Source organism: Thermodesulfobacteriota bacterium (genome assembly GCA_035559815.1).
Classification (GTDB): Bacteria; Desulfobacterota_D; UBA1144; order Nemesobacterales; family CSP1-2; genus DATMAT01.
Genome location: DATMAT010000050.1, coordinates 1 through 24,121 on the forward strand (window position 1 = coordinate 1; position 24,121 = coordinate 24,121).

The window sequence follows — 24,121 nt, forward strand, 5'->3', positions numbered from 1 at the left end:
CCTGCCACCAGGCAAACGGACAGGGACTCCCAGGCGCATTCCCACCACTGGTCGGTTCCGAATGGGTAATAAATGACCCGGAGACCCCGATAAGGATTGTGCTTCACGGCCTTCAGGGACCTATAGAGGTAAAGGGCACGACCTACAACAACGTCATGCCTGAATGGGGCTCCAAGCTTTCAAACGAAGAGATCGCTGCCGTCCTCACCCACGTTCGAAGAAGCTGGGGAAATAACGCTGGGGAAATTACGCCAAACATGGTAAACGAAGTTCGCAAAGGAACTGCCGACCGTACCACTCCCTGGACAGCCGATGAATTGCAACAACTTAGAGGTCGGGAGTAGCATTCCAACTCCCGTACCCGGAATAAACCTTGTAATTGTAGGTATTCTAGAGCATGTTAATGCTATGATTACAATTAATTAAGCATCCTTTTGTTACTGGAAGTTCCCTAAGACTCCAAAAGGCAAAAAGTTTGTCTATGTGTGTTTTATAGTAACCTATCTATGCAGTTTTGCATTTATTTATAGAGAAAGCGAAAAGGAGGACAAAGTAGAAATGGAAGTAACAGAGTTAAGTAAATACTCCTTTGGTGGAGAAACCAACCTGAGCTTTGATGAAGCCGTAAAGAAAGTAACCGAGACCCTAAAGGAACAGGGCTTTGGTATTCTCACCGAGATCGATGCAAAGAAGGTGCTTAAAGAAAAGTTGGGACTCGAGAGGAAACCTTATAAGATTCTGGGTGCCTGCAATCCTCATTTTGCTCATAGGGCGATTGATATAGAGCCTGAATTGGGCACGCTTCTTCCCTGCAATGTCCTGGTTTACGAAAAAGAGGATGGAAAGGTACTAGTAACAGCAATGAACCCAGAAGCAGCTTTAAAGCTGGTTGGTAATCCCGATATAGAAGAAATCGCAAAAGAGGTTAAAAAAAGAATACAAAATGCCCTAGAAAACCTATAGAATGAGGGTATTAAGATGGGTAATGTCATCCAACTAACGACTGAAGACTTTAATAATGAAGTAATCGCTTCTGAAAAGCCGGTTTTAGTGGATTTTTATGCCACATGGTGTATGCCTTGTAAGATACTCTTTCCTATACTTGATGAACTGGCAAAAGAGTTTGAAGGGCGCATTAAGTTTGGGAGGGTGGATGTAGAAAAAGAGTACCCGCTTGCAGTACGATATGAAATAAGCGGTGTTCCTACGCTTGTACTGTTTAAAGGAGGAATAATACTTGACATTATAGTTGGTTTATGTCGCCTAAAGCTCTAAGATCAAGGCTGGAACGTGTAATTGAAATGCCGAAGAAAAAGCATACATCGTGAGGTTGATTAAAAAGGAGGTGACCATCAGGTGACCGTGGAAAAGGTACTTAGACTAATTGCCGGGACATTTGTTCTATTGAGTGTACTTTTAGCGGTTTTACATAGCCCATACTGGTTATTGTTTACTGCATTTGTCGGATTGAATCTGCTGCAATCGGGGGTTACCAACTGGTGTCCGATGATGTGGTTACTGGAAAGATTAGGTCTAAAGCGCTGCTTGCCGCAAGATGAATTGCTAAGAGAAAAGCAACAAATTGCCAGGCAATAAAACAGGTAACCGGGAAACCTAATACTCACTGCGTTTTTGTCAAAACACCGGTTTGCCGTCAGCTTTAATTACAGGTAATAGTGTGTAAGGTCGGAGTTATTACATGTTCAGGTTTATAACATATGCACTCCTATTTATACTTGCTCCTGTTTTAAACACCCTGGGAGACGAACAGCGATTCTCGCTCAAGGAAGCAATACAAATAGCTCTTGAAAACAATCACGAGATAAAGGCTTTTAAAAACTCCGTTTCGGCGGGTAAGAGCGACATAGGTATTGCCCGGAGCTCCCTGCTCCCCCAAATAACCCTTCAAGAAAAATTTGTAAGGACGGACAACCCCACAAGCGTTTTCTCGTTTAAGTTGAATCAACAGCGATTTACCCAGTCAGATTTTGAAATCTCTTCGCTCAATAATCCAGACCCGCTTAGTGACTTTGAAACATCGCTGTCAGTCGAACAACCGGTCCTGGCTATAGGAAATATTCTAAGAACCAAAATAGCCCAAAATGAGTTCTTGGCTCAAAATGAAGACTTCGGCAGGAAGAAAGAAGAGATCGCATTCAGGGTGGTGCGGTCATATATAATTGTCCAGACTGCGAAGGAATTCGTGGAAGTCGCTGAAAAAGCACTCGAAGACGCAAAGGAGCATTCAAGAATAGCTAAAGTAAGGTTTGAGAAAGGGTTGGGACTCTATTCCGACACCCTGAGAGCCTCCACCGCAGTGACCGAGGCCGAGCAGGAGTTGGTAAGTGCAGGCAAAGACCTAAGCGTTGCTAAGAGGGAGTTGGGGCTTCTTCTGGGGATGTCTGAATCAGTCGATGTCGAGACCAGCATCCCGGAAATCCCACTAAGAGATATTGATTACTACCAAGAGAAATCCTTAGACAGAAAGGATATCAGTTCTCTCCAATTGAGGCATGAAAACGCCAAGACGGACATGAGGATTGCCGAGTCTACCTATCTTCCTACTGTTGGAGTGGGAGGCTCATATCAGTTAAATGACCCCGACGTGCCCTTCGGAGGAGAAGGCAATAGCTGGTATATAATGGCTTTTCTCAGGTGGAACTTATTTGATGGGGCCAGGAGAGAATACGAAAGAGCTAAAGCAAAGCACCAGGCTGCCGTGATAGGGGAGCAATTGGACGGCCTCAAAAAAACCGTCTCCTTTTACGTGTACGAGGCTTATCTGGCAGTTGAAGAAGCGAAAAAGAAAGTCGAGCTCGCCGAATCCGCTTTAAAAACGGCTGAAGAAGGAAGGAGGCTGGTAAAAAGAAGATACGAGAATTCCTTATCTCCGCTCGTTGACCTTCTCGACGCCCAGCTAAACCTGGACAGGGCAAGGGCAAATTTTACGGCAAGTAAGAACGAGTATCATCTTGCTACAGCCAGATTGAGCTTCACCAGCGGAGCAATACTCCAGGACCTCGAAATTGAGGATTAGTTTTTTAGATGGAGACAGCATGAAAAAACTAGCGCTAATTTTGGCATTGGCATTAATCTCCTTCGGATGCAAAGATAAGGCTGAGCCGGGAAGGGCAGATATTGAAAGACCGGTAGTTGACGGAGTGACGGTTATCGAAATTCATCCATCGTCGGTGTCAGAATACTATGAAACCTCTGGCACCGTAAAAGCAAAAACCATAAGCTCGGTTTCGAGCAGGGTTATGGGGACAGTAACATCAATTAAAGTGAGGGAAGGAGACAGCGTCAATGAGGGAGATTTGCTATTAACCATAGATGATAAAGACATAATACAGAAGGTAAGAGCGGCAGAGGAACGGTACAGGGAAGCGACAAAGGCACTGGAGGCGGCAAAACAGAATAAATCCCTGATGGGAATAACACACGAAAGATATAAAGGCCTTTATGATGAAATGGCCATATCCAAGCAGGAGATGGATGAGATTGATACCAGGAAAAAAATAGCCGATATCGAATATGAACGCGCCCTAGCCATGGCCAGTGCAGCGGAAGCCTCTCTTTCCGAAGCCAAGGTTAGTCATGAATTCACAAAAATTAAGGCACCAGTCTCCGGGGTGGTCACAGAGAAAAAGGTGGAAGTCGGGAGTATGGCCGTTGCCGGCATTCCGCTTTTTACCGTCGAAGACAATTCATCCTTCAAGTTAGAACTCAACGTCGATGAGAGTTTGTCCGAAAAGCTAAAGATAGGCTTGCCCGTAGAAGTAAAAATAGATTCGATAGGCAAGGAAATGAGCGGGCGAATATATGAAATTGTGCCATCGGTTGATCCCCTTTCCCGCACTTTTCTGGTGAAAGTCGAGATCGAGGACCCGTCCTTAAAAACCGGTCTTTACGGAAGGGCTCTATTACCCAAGGGAGAGAAAGAAACGATAATTGTCCCCAGGACAGCGATCGTGGAAAAGGGCCAACTCATCGGCGTTTATGCGGTTGACCATAACGGCGTTATAACTTACCGGCTGGTAAGAACAGGAAAAGTGTACGGAGAAAATGTGGAAGTGCTCTCCGGTTTGAAAGGCAGAGAAAGAATAGTAGTTGACGGAATAGAGAGAGTTATAGACGGCGGAGTGGTCAAACGTTAATTGACCTTGAGAAAATGGGAATAGCCGGCCGAATAGCCAACACTTTCATAAAATCCAAGCTTACTCCACTAATAGTAATTACCTCCCTCATAATCGGATTATTTGCGGTGATAGCGACCCCTCGTGAGGAGGAGCCTCAGATAATAGTCCCGATGATAGACGTTTTCGTCTCTTATCCCGGGGCCTCTGCTAAGGAGGTAGAGGAACGGGTTACAAAGCCTATGGGGAAACTCCTCTGGGAGATAAAGGGGGTCGAGTACATATATACGATGTCAAGGCCCGGTATGAGCATAGCAATCGTTAGGTTCTACGTGGGCGAAAACATGGAGGACAGCATCGTCAAGCTTTATAACAAGCTCATGTCCAATTTTGACAAGATACCCCCAGGCGTGTCAGAGCCGCTGGTAAAACCCAAATCCATAGACGACGTTCCCATACTTACTTACACCCTCTGGAGCGAGATATACGGCGGCTACGAACTAAGAAGAATCGCATTTGAAGTGGCAGAAGAACTCAAAAAAGACAAGGATGTATCCGAATTCCAAATAATTGGGGGGCAGAGAAGACAGGTAAAAATAGACTTGGAACCACAGCGTCTGCGGGCATACAATATTTCCCCGCTTCATATCGCCGATACCCTGGCAAAAGCCAATTCTGTGCTGCCATCCGGAGCTTTCTCTTCAAGCAACCAGGAATTCATCGTAAAAACAGGGGGATTCCTCAGGGACTCTGAGGAAGTGGGAAACGTGGTGGTTGGCATACAGAATGGAAAACCCATTTATCTTAGGGACGTGTCTCATATAGAAGATGCACCGGAAGAGCCGTCAAACTACGTATTTATGGGTTTTGGCCCCGCTTCTAAAAAACAACCGGTAGGGCTCTACGAAGCGGTAACCATCTCCATATCAAAGAAGAAAGGAACAAACGCCACCCATATCGCCGAAAGAATGGAGGAAAAGATCGAATCCCTCGGTGAAAATATTATCCCCGCCGGTGTAGAGATAGAAACGACCAGAAACTACGGTGACACGGCAAAGGAAAAGTCGGATGAGCTTCTAAAACACATGCTCATCGCCGCAATCTCGGTAACCCTTCTCGTAGCGTTTGCCCTTGGATGGAGGGAATCCATAGTGATCGCCGTAGCCGTGCCGGTAACCCTGGCACTCACAATTTTTGTAACCTATATGTACGGCTATACGCTGAATCGAGTCACCCTATTTGCCCTTATTTTCTCGATAGGGATCCTGGTCGACGATGCCATCGTCGTGGTCGAGAATATACATCGCCATTTCAGGATGGGTAAGGTTGACCCTGAGACCGCAGTGCTAGCGGTGGATGAAGTGGGAAACCCAACCATACTTGCAACATTCACCGTGATAGCCGCCCTACTTCCTATGGCGTTTGTCTCAGGCCTTATGGGACCTTACATGCGTCCTATTCCAGTAGGGGCATCGGCGGCGATGCTGATATCTCTTTTCATCGCCTTCATCATCAGCCCTTGGCTTAGCTATATAGTGCTTGGAGGCGTAAAGAATCTTGGGAATAGTGAGAAGGAAGAGAGCAAAATATTAGGTGCTCTTAACCGTGTATATGAGCGTAACCTTCGAGGTCTCCTGGAGAGCGGAAGAAAGAGAATTAAGCTCTACGGACTGGTCATTCTCCTTCTTTTGGGCTCGTTTCTACTGATAATCCTAAAAGTAGTTACGGTGAAAATGCTTCCCTTTGATAACAAGAGCGAACTTCAGGTTATTATTGATATGCCGGAAGGAGTTACTCTCGAGGAAACTGCAGCCTTATCCAGGGCCATTGGGGAATATCTGAAGACCGTCCCGGAAGTTGCAAATTACCAATTGTATATCGGTACCGCCGCTCCATTTAACTTCAACGGTCTAGTCAGACATTATTTTTTGAGGGAAGGAAGCAATGTCTCGGACATTCAGGTGAATTTTGTTCCTAAAGGAGAAAGAAGTGCTCAGAGTCATGATATTGCAAAAAGAATAAGGCCTGGAATCAAGGAGATTGGCGACAAGTATAATGCCCGGATAAAAGTGGTAGAAATCCCACCGGGACCTCCCGTACTCAGCACACTCGTTGCCGAGATATACGGCCCCGACCTTAATAGGCAGGTTGAGATAGCCAAAGAAGTAATGAAGATATTCGAGAGCACAGACGGGGTCGTCGATGTCGACTGGTATGTCGAAGACGACCAGAAGAAAATAGTATTGGATGTTGATAAGGAAAAGGCGGCTTACAGTGACATAAGCACCGATTCCGTCTCAAAGAGTCTTCGAATGGTATTGGCCGGTATGACCGTAGGACTTGTGCATATGGAAAAGGAGAAGGAACCGGTAGAGCTTTTTTTGAGAGCGCCCATCTCGGAGAGAGCGGGCATAGACAACCTCAAGGAAGTAACGATTATGTCTTCAAACGGCAATTCGGTGAATCTGTCCGAACTGGTGAAGGTTAGAGAGACTACGGAGGACAAGACCATTTATGGAAAGAATCTAAAGCGTGCTGTTTACGTAATTGGTGATGTAGCCGGGAAAGAGGAAAGCCCGGTATACGCCATACTGAAAATGAAGGAGAAGATAAAAGAGCTCAAATTGCCCGAGGGTTACGAATTAAGACAGTATTTTAAGGACCAGCCTAAACTCGAGTACGAGTATTCAATGAAGTGGGACGGGGAGTGGCACATCACCTATGAGGTATTTAGAGACCTGGGGATCGCTTTTGTCGGAGTGCTGGTTTTAATCTACGTAATGGTAGTGGGATGGTTCAGGTCGTTCATAATCCCCCTGGTGATCATGGCTCCTATCCCGCTTTCACTCATTGGAATTCTCCCCGGACATGCCTTAATGGGGGCATTCTTCACGGCAACATCCATGATTGGATTTATAGCCGGAGCAGGCATAGTGGTTAGAAATTCAATCATACTGGTTGACTTTATAGAACTAAAACTCTCCGAAGGCAAGCCTCTTAAAGAAGCTATCGTTCAGGCCGGAGTAATAAGGTTTAGGCCCATGCTTCTCACCGCTTCGGCGGTCGTAGTGGGCTCGTCGGTTATCCTTTTTGATCCTATATTTCAGGGCATGGCCATTTCCCTGATGGCCGGAGAGGTTGCCGCAACGCTCCTCTCAAGGACAATGGTTCCGGTCCTTTACTACGAATACAAGAAAAGAACCCGGACTCAGAATCAAAAAAAATCAAATCTCTTCTAAGCCTCGTGATAAATGGGTTGGCCGAGTTCCTTGAGAGAAAAATTATGGAATACATGATGGCCATCGTAATCCAGAACCCGAAGATCATCTGTCTGGTACAGGTCGCCCATGATTACGTCGAAGTGAGTTCCGTATCTCTTTTTTACCTCTTCAACCGGAACTTCATAGGCAATGAACTTCTTTATTCCCTTTGCAGTTAGTTTCTCGATTAGTTTGGGATCAGAGATAGAATCGTAACTGGTTAAAATGAGAATCGGCCCAGTACCCGTAAAAAAGATGCCCGCCTTCATTACTCTACCCTCCCCTATTTGAATCTCCTTTATCCATCTCTTATTATAAGAGATTCTAACGACAGGTTAAATATTATTTAGAAAGCAAACAAAGTGGGGAAAAAATGGATGTCAAATTAAACGGGGCAAATGGCTGTTACTCAATTCTAGGAAATGCCAAAGCCTGCCTAAAAGGTCAAAACCTTATCACTTTCCTTAACCCAATTAGCCAACTCTAGCATCCTACCCACTTGAACCCCTTCTACTAGTTCCTCAGCTTTGATTCCCCTTGCTTTGATGCAGGTTCTGCACGCCTTAACTATGCCCCCTTTAGATAAAACATCCTTTATCATTTCTGCTAAGTTGTAATATCCTTTAGGTGTTTCCTGACCTGATTTAGCTGAAACGACTGCATCACCTAGAAGAAAGATGTTGACCTTTTCTTCAGAAACCAAAAGAGCACCAGCCAATCTTAATGCGTTCCAAGCCTTTTCAATTCCATAAGGGGCATCGTTTAGCACCATAGTCACTATTCCCATATATAAGCCTCCTCAACGATATTTATTAAATGATGAGAAGCTCGGTCTAATTTTTGATTCATCATTTTGAACTCCCTAGGAGTAGTCAGTCTTAGAATTTTTAGGTATATAAACACAATTTGGCTCAGATTCCATGTAATCACCGGTCATGGCAAACGCTCTTGCCCTCGACCCCCCACAGATTTTTCTGAACTCACATACGCCGCATTTCCCCTTGAGCTTTGAATAATCCCTGAGTTCCCTGAAGAGAGGAGAGTTTCTATAAATGTCTACGAGACTCTTTTGTTTTACATTACCGGCGGATATAGGCAGGAATCCGCTCGGGTAAACCTCACCGGTGTGGGATATAAACACAAACCCGTTCCCATCGTTTATTCCCCTCGAAGCCCTGCCTATGGTATCAGACCATCTGACTTTCACCCTGTCCCGGACAACCGGCTGCTCTCCCCTTCTCGATTCCTCGAGCGCTCTTTGAATGAAAAGCCTTCTGTAATGGGGAGCTTCGGTGGATTTTATGTCGTAAGGCATAGTTTTTGACAGCTCATACATATCATGAAAGGCCGCCTCGTATTCCTCAGGAGAGATTTGGTCATCTTTCTTGCCCCTGCCCGTGGGTACAAGGAAAAACACACTCCAGAGAACAACATTCTCAAAGTTCCTGATCAGGTATGCGATTTCCTCCAGGTTCTCAAAATTGTATCTCGTTACGGTGGTATTTATCTGTATGGGAATCTTCTCTTCCACACAATCTCTTATAGCCCTCAACGTCCATTCATAACTGCCATTCACTCCTCTGAAGGAATCATGAATATCCGGTTCCGCACCGTCGAGGCTGATGGCCATCCTTGATATTCCCGACTCTTTAAATTTACGTATGGCCTCCTTCGTCAAAAGAGGGGTCACGCTGGGAGACACAGTGGTTCTAAGTCCCCTACTCACACCATATCTGATGAGGTCGTATAGGTCTTCTCTCTTTACCGGGTCGCCACCGGTGAATACTAAAAGAGGGGAGCGGTTCCTAAGGCCTCCCTCTTGATCGCTACCCCAGACCCCGCCAAATTTTTTTATTTCATCTATAAGAGAATAACCCTCTTCGGTGGTAAGCTCTCCTGGGTCCCGCCAGGGTCTTGCTTTTGCCCGGCAGTGTATGCAGGCCAGGTCGCACGCCTGAGTTACCTCCCAGATTACGATGAACGGAGAAAGAGAGAAATCAAACTGGTTTTCTTTTTTCATTCTATTTGTAGAGGTTATTTATTCAGCCCAAATAACCAAGCAAGTTAGGTGCCATGACCATATTTCTCAATTCACTATAGAGCCATTACAGAACAAATAAGCAATAATACTAGACTTCTTGTCTGCGAGCGTTACTTCCTAATTCAATTCGCCACTTTCTAAAAAATCTAAGTGCAAGAGAGACGCATAATTTCTGTAAGATATTCTTACAATCTGACACCTCTTCTTATTCAAGAGATGCAGATAATTCTAGAGAAGCTTCTAGGTTAATCGTGGCACGACCTTTGCTAGCCTTTTAATGTAACTTGAAACTCCCAGATAAAAGAAAAAAGGCTTTAGAAGAATATATTGTCAAAAAGCACCTTAAGTCTACTAAGCAGAGGTGTATTATCTTTAACGAATTCTTCAGTTATCCCGGCCATCACGTGACGGTTGAGGAACTCTATGAAAGGGTTAAAAGACGTTCCCCCAAAATCGGCTATGCCACTATTTACCGAACATTAAAGCTCTTCAAGGATTGTAACCTGGCCTTCGAAAGGAATTTTGGAGACGGAAGGACTAGATACGAACCGGTTAAGTTTGAGGGAGAACACCATGACCATCTTATCTGCATCGCATGTGGAAAAATCACCGAGTTCGAGAACCGGAAAATCGAGCATTATACAAGGGAAGTGGCCAGGCAGAACGACTTCATGATCACAAATCACAAGGTTGAACTCTACGGTTATTGTTTCTCTTGCCAGAAAAAGAGAATGGCTAAAAATGCATGACCGAATCAAAGAAACCATTCTGCAATTTCTGGATAACCACAATACCATGAGCCTGGCGACGTCAAGGGGAAATAACCCTTTTGCGGCATCCTTATTCTACGCAAATGATGGATTCACCATCTATTTTCTCTCCAATCCGCACTCCGACCACTCCATGAATTTCTCCCAGAACCCCAATGTAGCTATCACCATCAACAAAGACTATTCTGAATGGAGGATGATCAAAGGACTACAAATAAATGGAAAGGCCTACAAAGTCTCCGAGGAGGAATTACCGGCGGCAATCAAGTCCTACTCAAAAAAACACCCTTTTGTAAAGTTTATTTGCAGAGATGGAAATCCCACCTTCAGGATGGCAGGGGTTCGATTCTTTAAAGTCATCCCGGAAAGAATTAGGCTCATTGATAACGAGGTAGCTTTTGGCTATAAGGTGGAGATACGGATATAGTTTTTGCCGTTCTTGTGCGCATACCCTTTTTCTTGTGAAGAAGCCACTAAATTCATATTTGATCAGTTAATCGTGGTCCAATATGGGTAATCCCAAATCCCGAATCATCTGAAGGTCTTCATTAGGCGAACATCCCGGTGTGGTAAGGTAGTTTCCGGTTATAATGGCATTTGCCCCGGCAAGCAAAGCCAGGGACTGGAGGTTTCTCAGCACAACCTGTCTGCCTCCAGCGCATATAAGAATGCTTCGGGGTAGGATGAGCCTAAACAACGATATTATCTTTACTGCCTCAAAAGGTTTTAGCAGTGATCGGCCGGATAAAACCGTACCCGGGCGCGGGTTAAGAAAGTTTATAGGAATCAAATGTGGATTGAGCTCATTAAGCTCGAAAGCCAATTCAACCCTTTGCTCCGGAGATTCTCCCATCCCAAAGATTCCTCCGCAGCACAACTCCATTCCGTTTTCCTTGACTAGATAAGCAGTTCTGAGCCGGTCTTCATATGAGTGGGTGGAGCAGATATAGGGGAAAAAGCTACGCGAGGTCTCAAGGTTATGGTTATAGCGGTTTACCCCTGCTTCAGAAAGGCCCCTGGCTTGCTCTTCGGTCAGAATACCGAGAGAACATCCGATACTAAGATTAGTATGGACACGTATCAGACGGACAGCGTCTAGAACCTTCCTAAAAGTCTTTTTGTCCGGGCTCCTGCCGCTTGTTACGATGCAGAATTCCGAGGCTCCGGAACCCTCCGCCTCTTTTGCCGATTTTAGCAAAGCTTGAGGTTCAATCATTCCATGCGCGGGAATCGGCGTTTTATTGTGGGCGGACTGCGCACAAAAAGAGCAATTTTCCGAGCAGCCACCGGTCTTGGCACTCATAATACTGCAAATATACACACCTTTTTTACTATATTTATCTTTAACCTTGCCGGAAAGGTTAATGAGACTAGGCCAGTACCGCTCTTTCAGACGAGCAATCCTCAGTGACTGGTCAAAGCTCAGGGACTCTTCATTGTCTAGCAGCTTCATCTCCAGAGACTTAAGAAACTCTTCCGCCATTCTTGAGACATCCTCCTAGGTTTATAATCCATTAGAGTTTATTCCCGATTCGACTTTTTAACCTTTGAAAATAGATTGATATAACTAAATTATGGTCAAAGGTCCACCCTTTTTTCCCCGCCCGACTGCCCTTGCTCATAAATTGGAAGCCTTATCAAAATAGTTGTCCCCTGCCCTTCTATACTTTCAACACCAATCTCCCCGCCATGGTCTTTGATAATTCTCTTAGCTAACGAAAGACCTAACCCTGTACCCTTTCCAGCGGGCTTTGTCGTAAAAAAAGGCTCAAAAATAAGAGGAAGTACATCCCTTGGAATCCCCACCCCTGTGTCAGCCATTTTTATTTCTACCCGGCGCTCAGGACTCTTCCTAGAAACAAATATGGAAAGCTTTCCACCTTGAGGCATTGCATCCACAGAATTCATCATCGTATCCGCAAACACAAGCGCGAGGAGATCCTTATCCGCCAAAATCTTCAGGTCTTCATCTTCTAGGCGTAATTCAAGCTCGATGCCTTGTTTTTTAAGAATGGGTTTCATTATCTCTATTCCATCCTCCAGAAGATGAGAAACTATTTCCGGTTGTTTTTCGTCTACGGATCTCCTTACAAACCGGAGAAGTTTCTGAATTACCTTTTGGCCATAAAAAATCTGTCTTTCAATTAAATCGAGTTTCTCTAAACAGTTTGAACAGTCCGCGTGTTCAGGCATATCTTCTTTAAGCATTTGAACTCTAAGTAGCATGGAGGCAAGGGGAGTCCCCAGGTGATGTGCGATTCCCTCAGCCATCTTCCCAAAGATCTGGGCTTTCTCCAGGTCTATTATTTTATTTCTCAGTATCAGGCTTTCTCTTATATCTCTTATGGTTTCAACAAATCTCCCATCCTCCTTGACATATATAAGCCCTATGCTTACCGGAAATTTTTTACCGTCCTTGAATAGCCTCTCCGTCTCGTAGTTTATAACCTTTTCCCCATTTTTCACATTTTCAAGCCTTTTGGAGAAATCAACCCTTTTCTCGTAGGGTACAATATCCCAAACGGTTTTAACCCTCTTCCTATTGTCGCAAAATAGGCTCTCCGCCGTCTTGTTGAACGCAGTTATCTGACCGGTTTCATCGTATACCAGAATCGCATCGGTGGAGTTGTTGATAATCTTATCGAGCCGTTCCTGGTGCTTGAGTTTTTCTTTCCATACAAACCAAGCTGCCCAGCAGGCAAGAAGAAGGGAAACCGTTATTCCACGGGTAATATACAAATAGTGAAGTGTCTTATAATCAAGATCCTCAAAAAGACTATTCTCCATGAGTTCCCATAGTAGGAAAGTAAACAGCACTATGGTCAGTGAGCTCAGTATTAAGGTTGCCCAAAATCTAGTATGTCTCATATGTTACTTTGACATCTCATTACAACCCTGCTGATCGGTTGATTGAGTTCACTAGCATTTCGCTTCACCAATCAAATTACCGATGTTGCTGAAGCGGGTTAGTGCTCCGCCGGAAAGCTCAGCAAACTCTATGCCAATGGTCTAAACGCTTGAAATATCGTAAAGCCACCGGGGTTTTAAAAGCGAGCACTAACCCTAAATTTTGTAAGAAAATAAGACAACTGACATTCTAGAACAAATTAAGTTCAAAATATGAAGACCAAGAACTGCTGAAATTTTTGGTATGTAATTTGCTAAAATTCAGATGGGAAAAGGTAAAAACTAACTTGGAGGCATTGATTGAAGGTTTCTAGCCCGTCTGGTGACTTCGAAGTACTGATAAAGGATGCAGTTGTGGAGGGTGATTTTGTTGCATTAAAAGGAAAAGTAGGAGTTTGGGAATCTGTAATCTACCTGGGCTCTGGCGACCTCTGGCGTCTTACCAAGATTTTTCTTAGACCTGCCGTATTATTTCTTCTTCTAAGGCTTTGCCTAAAGTTTTTTACAGCAAGCAAAAATAGCGACGGGGCCTAAAAGCCATACTCTGCAACACGATTCTGGTTGAACAGGAAAGAGCCCTAGTATCCTTCCCATCAAACAATCTGTTCAAGCTAGCTATCTGCGATTAGCCACTTCATTCGCCGGGAACGTGCGCCTCTTCTCCCTCGGACTTCAAGCAGGCCTGAATCTTGAGATCTGGCTGTAACCTCACAAATGCTTTATCGCAATCCTTCACCAGCTCTTTGGTGTAGTTGTAAATCTCCTCGGCAAGCAATTTCGAGACAGGGAAGTCCTTCCAGGTAAAGTACTTTTCTTTGACGTCAGACCAATCATGGCAGAGCCAGTCTCTCGGAACTATCCTAGAGGTGAATTCGCTCAGTACCTCGTCTTCCTTCTCCAATTCAACCCCGTCAAGATATATGTACATCCTGGCGCATTTGGGGATAGAGTCTAAGCACTTCTTCTTGACCTCCTCCCAATTTCCTTCCTTCATATCATCCTCCGCCTCGTATATGTTCCTTATGGCATCGAAAAGGTTTATGGCCATGATATCGAGCAGGCTTCCCATGCATTCGCCCCTGGTCTCGGCCTCCATCTTGAAATCTTCCGCTATTCCGGGCTCTGCGTATATCTCCGGGTCGTTGGGGTCGGCCTTTGCAAACGGGGCCAGGACCCGTCTGAAGGAATCAATGCCCACGCGGTCGACAAACTCATAGAACTCCTCTCCGTCGGTCTTGTTCTCCTTCCAGAAATCCACAACCGCCCTTACAAAGAGATGGGCGTTCTTAGCCGGCACCTTTCCGATAACCTGTCCGTATCTTTCCAATTGTTTGAAGGGATTGCCCCCCACCATAACCACATAGTGGGGTGCCAGCTTGCCCCCAACCTTGGAAGACGCACCGTAGAATCCTATATCTCCAACATGGTGCTGACCACAGCTATTGGGGCAGCCGGAGATATTCACCCGAATGCCGGCCAAGTCCTCAACCCTTTCGCCTATATACTCGGCCAGGTTGTATGGATGGGTCACGGCCAGCTTGCATGAAAACGCTCCCGGGCAGGAAACTATCTCCCTCATGGCTTCATTCATGCCACCTATGAATCCACGGCTTTTCAGTTCGGTATGGACATCGTAGAGAAAATCTTCCCCAACCCACGGTAAGAGGATTTTCTGGTGCGGGGTTATTCTTACGTAACCGGCCCCATAAAGCTCGGATAAGTCGGCTATAAACCTGAACTCGTCCGGTTTGAGATTACCTATCGGCGGCTTCACGTAAACCCCGGCGTATCCGTCCTGTTTTTGCTTGAATGTATATTTTTGGAGAAATAGTTGATAAAGATCGTCTCCGGTATCCGGTTTATGAATTGGGCTTTTGAGCCGTTTGGCGTTTTCCTCTCCGTCTTCTCTTCCATTCTTAAGAGGGGCCGGTTTAGGGAAGTTCTCCACATATCTTTGAAGCTCCTCGCTCACCGGTTTTAATCTTTTAAGCCGTTCAAATTCTCTCATCACCAGTTCTTTGAACTTATCAAAGCCTAACCTTGCCACCGTGAACTTGATTCTGGCCTTGTTTCTGTTCTTCCTTTCTTCAACGCCGTATTCATGAAAGACCCGGATTATTGCCTCGGCAAGGGGATAGAATTCGTCTACCGGGACAAAATCAGCTATCGGCTTGGCATAAAAGGGAATGGCACCCAAGCCTCCGCCAACGTAAACCTTGAAACCGTATATGTCTTTACCGTTCTTTCTCACCTGGGCAACCCCGCCAAGGTCATGGATCTTCACCATGGCGTGGTCATCTTCACACTCAGAAAAGGCGATCTTGAACTTTCGGGGAAGGGTGGAAGTCAAAGGATGTCTTAAAAAGTATCTGGTCGTGTATAACGCATACGGCAGGGTATCAAAAACCTCATTCGGGCAAATTCCGGATAAGGAGGACGAGGTCACGTTTCTGACGGTGTTACCGCAGGCCTCGCGGGTGGTTATCCCTACCTCTGCAAGCTCCCTGAGAAGAGAAGGCACGTGCTCCAGCTTAACGAAATGAAGCTGAATGTCCTGTCTCGTAGTGAGATGCCCGTGTCCGGAACCGGCGTATTTCTCGACAACGTCAGCCATGGTGCGAAGCTGCTCCGAGGTGATGAAACCACTCGGGATTTTAATTCTTTGCATGTGTATACCTTCACCCTGGTGCCTGACTCCGTAGGTCCCAAACAGCAACCGGTAAGACCTAAACCTCTCCGGATGAATCTCCCCCTTGAATAGTTTTTTAATCACATCCTCGTACTCGTTTAACTCACTAGACACATCGGTGCCACTGTTTAAGTCTAGCTGGTCCCATATCTTTGACTCATTTGTACTCATAGATATACCTCCTCCCCCTTGCACTGTGGCAAAGTTAATGCCAAGCGAAAGAACGAGATTTGTTTTTTCCTAAGACGTTGTAAAGAGCTAGCAATATTAACAGAATATGCGACTTTTCTCAATATTACCCGCTTTTTCTAGTGGTCCTTGATTCGCACACTAATGTTACAATGATAAGCAATTTGTTGCAAATATAACCACTACAATTAGGTATGGGAGAGCGACTCAGGTAGGCAAAAATAGCAAACTTGTCCAAAATATAAGAGATTGCTTCGCCGTCAAAAGAAAGCGGTTTGCAATGATACCTAGTGTCTTATTATTGCGAGGAGTCTTTCGTCAGAATCTACAACCGGTCGAAGTAATCAGAGCCTACCCTGAGCTCATGATTAACGAGGCCACCGAATGGTTATCCGGCAACACTAAAAGAAGAATTTTTAAGGAGTTCATTCTTCGACCGAGCTCGGAATGAACGGGTGTTTTATTTATCAATCTCAGCGGATGTATATCCGCTCATCCTGAGCCGTGTCGAAGGATGCCAATAATGTTCCCATACCACTCTAGTTTCAGAACAATCCCTTGTACATCCAACCCTCCATGTTATTTTAAACGTTAAAAATTCACATACCAATAACGAAAACCAAAAATGTTTGAATTAGCCAGACGGTACATAAAAACCGGTTTTGTTTTCTTTATATTGGGATTACTTCTCGGTTTATACATGATTGTAAACATACATATACTGGGCAACTGGCCCCAACGACAGTTAATCACCGCCCATGTACATGTCCTTCTTTTCGGCTTCTTGCTATCCCTGATAATGGGTGTGTCTATATGGATGTTTCCCCGCACAACGGACCAAAAGCTTTACAACCCCAAACTGGCCGAGGCGGTCTATTGGCTTCTAACCCTGGGAACGGCAGTCCGGTTCTCCGGAGAAATCGCCAGCAACTATATAGCTCTCAAAGTAATTAACTGGTTAATCGTATTGGGTAGCATCAGTCAAGTGCTGGCCGGGTTTCTATACATATATAACATTTGGTCACGAGTGAGACCTGTAGGAAAACAGACTTAATTATTTATAGTCCTCACACCTTGACAGCCAGAGGAATACGGATGTAAAATACTGGTGAGTGAGTGCTCACTGCATGGGAGCAATTATCAAAGCTACGATGGATTCTAAAACCAAGATAAGTAACGCAGCGATCGATCTTTTTACCAAAAAGGGAATAAAGGGAACGACTACGAAGGAACTAGCCAGAAGCGCAGGTATTGCCGAAGGAACAATTTACAAGCACTTCAAGAGCAAAAACGACCTTGCCCTCAAGCTCTTCTTAAACTACATGGATTTGTTCAGGAATAGACTCATAGAAGGTGCGAGCAATTACTCCAACCCCCAGGATAAGTTAAAGGCTTTAATCAAAGCCTTTTTTGATTTTGCCAGGGAAGAAGCAAAGGCTTATCACTATATAATGGTAGGTCACCACACAGAATTGAGCAGAGTTCCGAGGGCTAGGTTAAAGCCCAAGGATATTTTTGTTGAATTGATTCGTGAGGGTGTAGAGAAAGGAGAGTTTAGGAAGATAGATGAAAACATCGGGGCGGCGCTCATAACCGGGATGATAACCAGGGCTATATTGTTCCTGGACATCGGAGTTATTAAGAAGGATTATAATCAGGTTGTTTCAGAAGTCATAGAAGCCTCGTTGAGAGTATTAAAAGCATAATACTTTTGTTATTGTAGTGCGTGAGCACTCACATCGATATTTAAGGACTATCTGGGGGCTAAAAGGATAATTAATTTTGGAAACCATCCCGGGGATTTTTTTAAACAGCTAAGGTCGACAGGAAAGGCATGGTGAACGGCTCAATTAAAGAAGAGATGCTAATAGCCGATATTATAGAGCAGTACCCGTCTACAAAAGAGGTGTTTGAAAAATACGGAGTCTGTAGCGGCGGGATTATGCCGAGAGAGACGCTTGGGTTCTTCGCGCGAGCCCATCAAATAGAGCTTCAAATGATCCTAGCCGAACTAAATAATGCCTCCAGACGGCCACATTCAACTAAAAATGAAGCCACCGTTCCCGGAGAAAGCATAGGTGAAGCTCTTTGGAGAAGGTTTTTCAAGTCCGGCATTATACTAGGCTTTATTGGCTGGACTTTTGGAGCGATAAACCTAGCTTATATTGCATTTAACCGTTCATACTTCGAGCTTCCAATCCACGTGATTCTTTCACATGCACATCTACAGATTTTTGGGTGGGTGGGGCTTTTTGTCATGGGCTTTGCCTACCAGGCTTTTCCCAGGTTTAAGTTTGTATCCCTTTGGAATCCGCGTCTGGCAATGCTTTCCTTTTGGATCATGCTCTTGAGCATTCTGATCACCGCATTATCCTGGGCCCTTCTCCCATCTAAGCTATTCTTTGTACTAGGAATTCTCGGGTCTTTTCTTGAGCTTATAGGTATCTCCATTTTCCTTCTGGTTATGGTTAAGACGATGAACCAGGCAATGGGAAAAAGGCAGTTCTGGGAAAAGTACGTATTTACAGCACTTATGCTCTTTTTGATTCAAGCTATTTTCAACCCTCTCTCATTCTACCTGGTAGGAGATGCCTCTCTAAAGGGCAATATGTCACTTCTGATCGGTAGAGTCGCCGGATTTATAGCTCCTTACCAGGACGTTCAGCTATTCGGTTTTATCACAATGATGATTTTTGGGGTGAGTCAGAGGTTTATACCCTTTGTCTTTAATATTAAAGAGCCTTCCAAACGTTTGGGGGATTTTTCCTTCTACACCCTCTTTATCTCTATATTCTTAGCCCTGTCCATAAATATTCTCACTCATTCATACGGTCTAAAGTCTCTAAGACCCTTTATTCTTATTCCTTATACCGGGCTCTTGGTATCATCTGTCGGAGTGATTATCAATGCCGGAGTCCTTGGAAGGGCAAAGGCCCCTACCCGGGAGCTTAAATTCATAAGAGCTGCCTACGTCTGGCTCGTCATCTCGATTTTACTCCTTCTTATTCTTCCATTTTATAGTCAATTCATTCTGGGCGCGTTTTCGCATAATTACTTTGGGGCGTACAGGCATGCCCTTACCGTTGGCTTTATAAGCCTGATGATCATGGGTGTGGCGGCTAAGGTTACTCCAATAATGTCGGGCATAGAACCGAGGAACGCTCTTTTAATTCCTTTCATACTGGTTAATGTAGGAAATGTCGTAAGGGTGGCGTCACAGATTCTTAGTGATTTTCAAGGGGTGATGAGCAATTCTTTAGCCGCTTGGAATGGTTTTTTTCTAGCATCAAGCGGGTTTATTCAGGTGATAGGGTTCTCTTTATGGGCTTACGATATCTGGGGAACGGCAAACGAAGGGATAAGGCTTCAGAAGGAAAGGAGTTTGCCTACAGGGCGCCCGGACAGGGTTGAAAAGTTTATGAAGGTCGGAGAAGTACTCAACTACTATCCTCAACTCGAAGAAGTATTCCTCAAATTTGGTTTTAAGGACATTACAAATCCGGTACTTCGGAGAACGGTGGCCAGAACCATAACACTGGAGATGGCATGCAGGATGCACTCGGTAAATATAGACGAATTCCTGCACCAGCTAAACAGCCGCATCAAGGGATAACCATGATTTTAAAGTGACGAGCGGTATATGAGCAAAGCCAAAGGATTAGGATTATCTGTTATGAGTTTAGCTTCGATGATTGCCCTAGTTGGAACATTCCTTTCCGGGATTGCGGTTTATCTTGGGCTATTTCCTGAAGACTTTCACATTGGGATAGGGATCTTTTCCGTCTCTCTCTCCGTAATCTCTCATGTTCTAAACGCCTCAGTATCTCCGATGAACTTTATCGCGGTACTGTTTCTAATAGGTGCTCTTTGGACCGGTCTTATGAACATAGAAGGAAAGAGCGGAGGAACCAACTTACACATAATAGTCGGCCCGCTGGCCGTGGCTTTATCGGTCTTGGCCAGCATACTCAACATACAGTTTTATATGAAGGCAAAGCGAAAATCCTGATAGAAGGAACATCAAATGATTAAAATCAAAAGAGCATATGATAAAGCCAGAAAAGATGATGGGACACGGGTATTGGTGGATAGGTTGTGGCCGAGGGGTCTTAAAAAAGAGGAGATTAAGATTGACCTGTGGTTAAAGGAGATCGCTCCAAGCAACGAACTTAGAAAATGGTTTTCTCATGACCCTCAAAGATGGAAAGAGTTTTGCAAGAGGTATAAGGAAGAACTCAAAAGAGATGAAAAGAGGGACGCTATTAAAAAACTCGTTGAAATAGCCGAGAGGGAAAATCTCATTTTAGTCTACGGTGCCAAAGATGAAGAACATAATAACGCCGTTGTGGTTAAAGAATTCATAGAAGACCTGCTCTCAAAGTAGAAACAGCTAGAGGAATTAAGACCCCATGCAGTTTTCTCATAACCTGATTGTTCTGATCCATGTTCTAGCGGCTATCCTCTGGCTCGGTGGAATGTTCTTTATAGGGCTGGTCATGGTTCCAGTACTGAGGGACATGGAACCTCCTCAAAAACGCATCGAGGTACTTTCCAGTGCCGCTAAAAGGTTTCGAATATTAAGCTGGATAGCTATACCGGTCTTATTGATAACCGGGGTTCTAAACACCGTGAACCGCGGAGTAACACTTGAGACGATCTCAAATGGCTCTCTTTTTCTATCCCATTTTGGGAAGATACTAACTATAAAGGTAGCGATTGTCCTGATTATGCTGATCTTAGGGGCAATCCATGATTTTCTCCTTGGTCCCAGATTGACTAAGATTATGACCGGAACTGATCTCTCGATTTACGATCCCGAGAAGATAGAAAGCTATAGAAGATATGTATCATGGCTTGCCCGGTTTAACGCCTTATTCGGAATATCAGTAGTCGCTTTGGCCGTAATGCTCAGTTAAGACTGAAACCTTTTTAAACGGAGGAAAAGATGGATAAAGGCTATACCTATATTGCCGATTTGAATAAAGAACTTTCCGAAATTCCCAAAGCCGGTATTGTGAGCCGTACCCTTCATAACGACGATCATCTAAAGGCTATACTTTTTGCTTTCGACCAAGGTCAGGAGCTTTCGGAGCATACCGCCTCCATGCCCGCTAATATCCAGATCATCGAGGGGGAGGCACGCATAACGCTAGGTGACGATTTATATAACGCCAGCAAAGGAGCGTGGATACAAATGTCTCCTGGATTGCGACACAGCGTTTACGCTGAGACTACCCTGGTGATGTTGCTTCTGCTTATCAAATCCAAATAACAAAAAGGTCAGTCTATATTGACCAGGGAAGACGGAGGATTCGTCTTGTGATGTCGGTCATTGGAGTCTCTTTCGCTCTTGAGCTTCACGCAGGACTTCCCGCATGGATGTTGTTTATTCTTGATTAAAAAGACGGACATAGTAGCACCGTTTTTGAGCGGCATGAATACCTTTATCCATAGGGGCAATGCCCACTTCATCCGGCCCATTCTCTTGAAATATTACAATGTTTTTTGGATGTTATATTGACTTTTTCATGTGACTGAACATATATTTAGAAAAAAGAAGTTGGAGGATATAGAATCTAAGAAGCCACTTAATCCGTATCCTGGAAATTTCACTTGGCTCCTAGCTTAATCGGCAATTGATACAGTTTTAACTCCCATCAGACATGATGAGGAATGCTTCTCATAAAACTTAATCTTTAGTCAAAGACGAAATCATAGACAACGGGTTAACGGTTGAAGATAGGACTTACTGAATTTACTTTTTAAAGTCAAACTCGATATTGGGGCTAATTAATTAGTCGCTTCGGCAGACCACAACTAAGCACTTTGGCTGATACCCCGTTAGCAGTGGCGGTTGGCTCTTTATTGAATCTGAATAAGGAGGGGTGGAAATGAATGAGATATTAGCTAGCATCCTTAGCTCAGATAAGTTCATACCTCATGGCCATTGTTACCTGTGGAAGCCGGGGCTGGTATGGCTTCATGTCATCACCGACTCACTTGTCGCTCTCTCTTATTTCACCATTCCATTCACCATCGTCTATTTCGTCCACAAAAGAAGGGATATCCCGTTCAATTGGATGTTCATGGCATTTGCCATATTCATCGTCGCCTGCGGGACAACGCATCTCATGGGAGTCTGGACGGTGTGGAATCCCTCATACTGGCTATCAGGAATCGTGAAATCAGTCACTGCTATAGCCTCCGTCACCACTGCCATCTTATTGGTGCGTATCATACCTGACGCGCTGGCTATACCAAGTCCGCAAGAACTAGCCATAGCCAATAGCAAGCTACAGGAGGAAATAACAGAGCGCAAGCGAGCCGAAGAGGCGTTACGTGCAAGTGAGGAAAAGTTTCGAGCTGTGGCAGAGACAGCTAACGATGCAATCATCTCTGCAGATGGCCGTGGAAACGTAATCTACTTTAACAAGGGAGCAGAACTTATTTTTGGCTATTCTAGGAGTGAATTAATTGGCAAGCCCCTGACCCTGCTCATGCCCGATAGATTCCACGATGCCCACAAACACGGACTCAAGCGGTTTCTCTCAACAGGGGAAGCCCGCGTGATTGGGAAAACGGTTGAATTAGTGGGGAAAAGAAAGGACGGGACCGAATTCCCGGTGGAACTTTCCCTAGCTAGCTGGAAAACGGACGAAGGCACCTTTTTTAGCGGCATACTTCGCGACGTCACCGAACGCAAAGTGGCGGAAGAAGCGCTGCAAAAAGCACAAGTAGATCTGGAAAAACGGGTAAGAGAGCGCACCGCGGAGCTGGAAACCGAGATCACCGAGCGCACCCGCGTCGAGGAGGCTCTCAAGGAGAACCTTGTCCTGTTATCCAAAAAGAATCGCCACGAGGCGGTAATCCGCACTGTTACTCAGAGTGTTCATCAGTCCATTGATCTTCAAGATGTCCTAGAAAACGCCGTTGAAGCAATGATCGTGAATATAGATAAGGCGGATAATATCGGAATCTATCTGGTCGAAGGACAAGAGGCGGTTCTTAAGGCGCACAAAGGCTTAACACATTGGTACCTCGAGCGAGCCGGAAGAATTCCATATTCGAAAGGCCTTACCTGGAAGACGATAAGGGATGGGAAACCGAGATATTGTTCGGATACAGATAAAGATGAGTTTATAGGCCCTGCCGGAAAAGAGTTGGGAATAAAGAGCTATTTGTCTTTGCCTATTAACTTTGACGAGAAGACAATAGGCGCCATAAATATAAATTCCTTCACCAAAGGCGCCTTAGAAGAAGAGTTAGGGCTAATAGAAACTGTGAGAAAGCAGATCGAGATAGCGGTAAAAAATGCGAAGCAAACGGAAGCACTCAGACAATCGGAGGAGGAAATCCGCAAGATAAACGAAGAACTGGAAAAACGAGTTATTGAACGTACCCGACAACTAGAAATGGTTAACCGGGAGTTGGAAGCCTTCTCTTATTCAGTTTCACACGACCTCCGGGCACCGCTCCGAGCAATCGACGGCTTCTCTCGTATATTGTTCGAGGATTACTCCGATAAAATTGATGACGAAGGCAGACGATTGCTGTCGGTCATCAGAAAAAATACACAAAATATGGGACAACTTATCGATGACCTCCTATCCTTTTCCCGCTTGGGACGCCAGGAGATGAAATTATCTGAGATTAATATGAGTGAACTGGCTAGAATCATATTCGAGGAGATCAAACCCAATGATCCAGCCCATAATCTAAAGCTCGAAATTAACTCACTGCCTCCAGCCTATGGGGACAGGGCAATGATCAAGCAGGTCTTTGCCAACCTCTTATCAAATGCCGTGAAGTTCAGCAGAAAAAAAGAGGAATCAATTATAGAGGTTGGAGGGCGCATCGAAGGAATAGAGAACCTTTATTACGTTAGGGATAACGGCGTGGGGTTTGACATGAATTATGTAGATAAGCTATTCGGTGTATTTCAGAGGCTGCACAGCCAGGGGGAGTTCGAGGGAACCGGGGTGGGACTCGCCCTGGTCAAACGCATAATCCACCGGCACGGCGGCCGGGTGTGGGCCGAGGGCCAGGTAGGAGAAGGAGCTACTTTTTATTTTACCCTTCCCGGAGAAGGAGGAATTTCATGACGGACATAAACGAAGTAGAGATTTTAC

Annotated in this window: 25 protein-coding genes; 18 read left to right on the top strand and 7 right to left on the bottom strand. The window is 44.9% G+C overall.

Annotation, left to right across the window (positions count from 1 at the left end):
- The 7 genes from VNN20_12715 to VNN20_12745 form a co-directional block, all read left to right on the top strand.
- Window positions 1–344: cytochrome c (locus tag VNN20_12715; protein HWP93048.1), on the top strand; the 344-nt coding region annotated here is incomplete at its 5' end.
- A gap of 214 nt (window positions 345–558) precedes the next feature.
- The gene (locus VNN20_12720) at window positions 559–963 is read left to right on the top strand and encodes a DUF302 domain-containing protein (protein HWP93049.1); all 405 of its coding nucleotides are present in this window, start codon (window positions 559–561) and stop codon (window positions 961–963) included.
- Window positions 964–978: 15 nt separating this feature from the next.
- Window positions 979–1,275: a thioredoxin gene (trxA, locus tag VNN20_12725; protein ID HWP93050.1), complete on the top strand. Its 297-nt coding sequence runs from the start codon at window positions 979–981 to the stop codon at window positions 1,273–1,275.
- Window positions 1,276–1,356: 81 nt separating this feature from the next.
- Entirely contained in the window at window positions 1,357–1,596 is a 240-nt protein-coding gene (locus tag VNN20_12730) for a DUF2892 domain-containing protein (protein ID HWP93051.1), read from the top strand.
- A gap of 103 nt (window positions 1,597–1,699) precedes the next feature.
- Entirely contained in the window at window positions 1,700–3,037 is a 1,338-nt protein-coding gene (locus VNN20_12735; GenBank protein HWP93052.1) for a TolC family protein, read from the top strand.
- Window positions 3,038–3,056: 19 nt separating this feature from the next.
- Window positions 3,057–4,157, top strand: a complete 1,101-nt coding sequence (locus VNN20_12740; protein HWP93053.1) for an efflux RND transporter periplasmic adaptor subunit — start codon at window positions 3,057–3,059, stop codon at window positions 4,155–4,157.
- 14 nt (window positions 4,158–4,171) lie between these two features.
- Window positions 4,172–7,375 (top strand): efflux RND transporter permease subunit, encoded by a 3,204-nt coding sequence (locus VNN20_12745; GenBank protein HWP93054.1) that lies wholly within the window; start codon window positions 4,172–4,174, stop codon window positions 7,373–7,375.
- Here VNN20_12745 and VNN20_12750 read toward each other — a convergent pair.
- The 3 genes from VNN20_12750 to VNN20_12760 all read right to left on the bottom strand — a co-directional run bounded on the left by VNN20_12750 (window position 7,372) and on the right by VNN20_12760 (window position 9,416).
- On the bottom strand, window positions 7,372–7,665 hold the full coding sequence (locus VNN20_12750; GenBank protein ID HWP93055.1) for a hypothetical protein: 294 nt from the start codon (window positions 7,663–7,665) through the stop codon (window positions 7,372–7,374). The genes VNN20_12745 and VNN20_12750 overlap by 4 nt on opposite strands.
- 167 nt (window positions 7,666–7,832) lie before the next feature.
- A complete protein-coding gene (locus VNN20_12755) occupies window positions 7,833–8,183 on the bottom strand; it encodes a DsrE family protein (GenBank protein ID HWP93056.1) in 351 nt (116 codons plus the stop codon).
- A 75-nt stretch (window positions 8,184–8,258) separates the two neighbouring features.
- On the bottom strand, window positions 8,259–9,416 hold the full coding sequence (locus VNN20_12760) for a TIGR04053 family radical SAM/SPASM domain-containing protein (protein HWP93057.1): 1,158 nt from the start codon (window positions 9,414–9,416) through the stop codon (window positions 8,259–8,261).
- Window positions 9,417–9,721: 305 nt separating this feature from the next.
- On the opposite strand from VNN20_12760, the gene VNN20_12765 reads away from it, so the two are divergent.
- Both VNN20_12765 and VNN20_12770 read left to right on the top strand, forming a co-directional pair.
- Window positions 9,722–10,186 carry a transcriptional repressor gene (locus VNN20_12765; protein HWP93058.1) on the top strand — a complete coding sequence of 155 codons (465 nt, stop codon included), beginning with the start codon at window positions 9,722–9,724 and terminating at the stop codon, window positions 10,184–10,186.
- Window positions 10,179–10,634 carry a pyridoxamine 5'-phosphate oxidase family protein gene (locus VNN20_12770; GenBank protein ID HWP93059.1) on the top strand — a complete coding sequence of 152 codons (456 nt, stop codon included), beginning with the start codon at window positions 10,179–10,181 and terminating at the stop codon, window positions 10,632–10,634. The genes VNN20_12765 and VNN20_12770 overlap by 8 nt, the downstream gene beginning before the upstream one ends.
- Window positions 10,635–10,700: 66 nt before the next feature.
- Here the strand turns inward: VNN20_12770 and bioB are convergent, their stop codons facing one another.
- Together bioB and VNN20_12780 are read right to left on the bottom strand one after the other, a co-directional pair.
- Complete coding sequence (gene bioB, locus VNN20_12775) at window positions 10,701–11,690, bottom strand: biotin synthase BioB (GenBank protein ID HWP93060.1); 990 nt, start codon at window positions 11,688–11,690, stop codon at window positions 10,701–10,703.
- A 95-nt stretch (window positions 11,691–11,785) separates the two neighbouring features.
- Window positions 11,786–13,075, bottom strand: a complete 1,290-nt coding sequence (locus VNN20_12780; GenBank protein ID HWP93061.1) for an ATP-binding protein — start codon at window positions 13,073–13,075, stop codon at window positions 11,786–11,788.
- A gap of 339 nt (window positions 13,076–13,414) precedes the next feature.
- Here VNN20_12780 and VNN20_12785 point away from each other — a divergent pair, with 339 nt between their 5' ends.
- The gene (locus VNN20_12785; GenBank protein ID HWP93062.1) at window positions 13,415–13,648 is read left to right on the top strand and encodes a hypothetical protein; all 234 of its coding nucleotides are present in this window, start codon (window positions 13,415–13,417) and stop codon (window positions 13,646–13,648) included.
- Window positions 13,649–13,748: 100 nt separating this feature from the next.
- Here the strand turns inward: VNN20_12785 and VNN20_12790 are convergent, their stop codons facing one another.
- Complete coding sequence (locus tag VNN20_12790) at window positions 13,749–15,974, bottom strand: nitrite/sulfite reductase (protein ID HWP93063.1); 2,226 nt, start codon at window positions 15,972–15,974, stop codon at window positions 13,749–13,751.
- Window positions 15,975–16,617: 643 nt separating this feature from the next.
- Between VNN20_12790 and VNN20_12795 the strand changes: the two genes are divergently transcribed.
- From VNN20_12795 to VNN20_12825, 7 genes are all read left to right on the top strand, one after another.
- Entirely contained in the window at window positions 16,618–17,046 is a 429-nt protein-coding gene (locus VNN20_12795) for a cbb3-type cytochrome c oxidase subunit I (GenBank protein HWP93064.1), read from the top strand.
- Between the two features lie 73 nt (window positions 17,047–17,119).
- Window positions 17,120–17,698 carry a TetR/AcrR family transcriptional regulator gene (locus tag VNN20_12800; GenBank protein HWP93065.1) on the top strand — a complete coding sequence of 193 codons (579 nt, stop codon included), beginning with the start codon at window positions 17,120–17,122 and terminating at the stop codon, window positions 17,696–17,698.
- A gap of 128 nt (window positions 17,699–17,826) precedes the next feature.
- Complete coding sequence (locus VNN20_12805; protein HWP93066.1) at window positions 17,827–19,605, top strand: DUF1858 domain-containing protein; 1,779 nt, start codon at window positions 17,827–17,829, stop codon at window positions 19,603–19,605.
- A gap of 27 nt (window positions 19,606–19,632) precedes the next feature.
- Complete coding sequence (locus VNN20_12810) at window positions 19,633–20,001, top strand: hypothetical protein (protein ID HWP93067.1); 369 nt, start codon at window positions 19,633–19,635, stop codon at window positions 19,999–20,001.
- 15 nt (window positions 20,002–20,016) lie between these two features.
- Window positions 20,017–20,376 carry a DUF488 domain-containing protein gene (locus VNN20_12815; GenBank protein HWP93068.1) on the top strand — a complete coding sequence of 120 codons (360 nt, stop codon included), beginning with the start codon at window positions 20,017–20,019 and terminating at the stop codon, window positions 20,374–20,376.
- Between the two features lie 25 nt (window positions 20,377–20,401).
- Window positions 20,402–20,908: a DUF4149 domain-containing protein gene (locus tag VNN20_12820; protein HWP93069.1), complete on the top strand. Its 507-nt coding sequence runs from the start codon at window positions 20,402–20,404 to the stop codon at window positions 20,906–20,908.
- A gap of 29 nt (window positions 20,909–20,937) precedes the next feature.
- Window positions 20,938–21,264, top strand: a complete 327-nt coding sequence (locus tag VNN20_12825; protein HWP93070.1) for a cupin domain-containing protein — start codon at window positions 20,938–20,940, stop codon at window positions 21,262–21,264.
- 8 nt (window positions 21,265–21,272) lie between these two features.
- On the opposite strand, the gene VNN20_12830 is transcribed toward VNN20_12825, so the two are convergent.
- Window positions 21,273–21,464 (bottom strand): hypothetical protein, encoded by a 192-nt coding sequence (locus VNN20_12830; protein ID HWP93071.1) that lies wholly within the window; start codon window positions 21,462–21,464, stop codon window positions 21,273–21,275.
- A 419-nt stretch (window positions 21,465–21,883) separates the two neighbouring features.
- On the opposite strand from VNN20_12830, the gene VNN20_12835 reads away from it, so the two are divergent.
- On the top strand, window positions 21,884–24,094 hold the full coding sequence (locus VNN20_12835) for a PAS domain S-box protein (protein ID HWP93072.1): 2,211 nt from the start codon (window positions 21,884–21,886) through the stop codon (window positions 24,092–24,094).
- The last annotated feature ends 27 nt before the right edge of the window (window positions 24,095–24,121 follow it).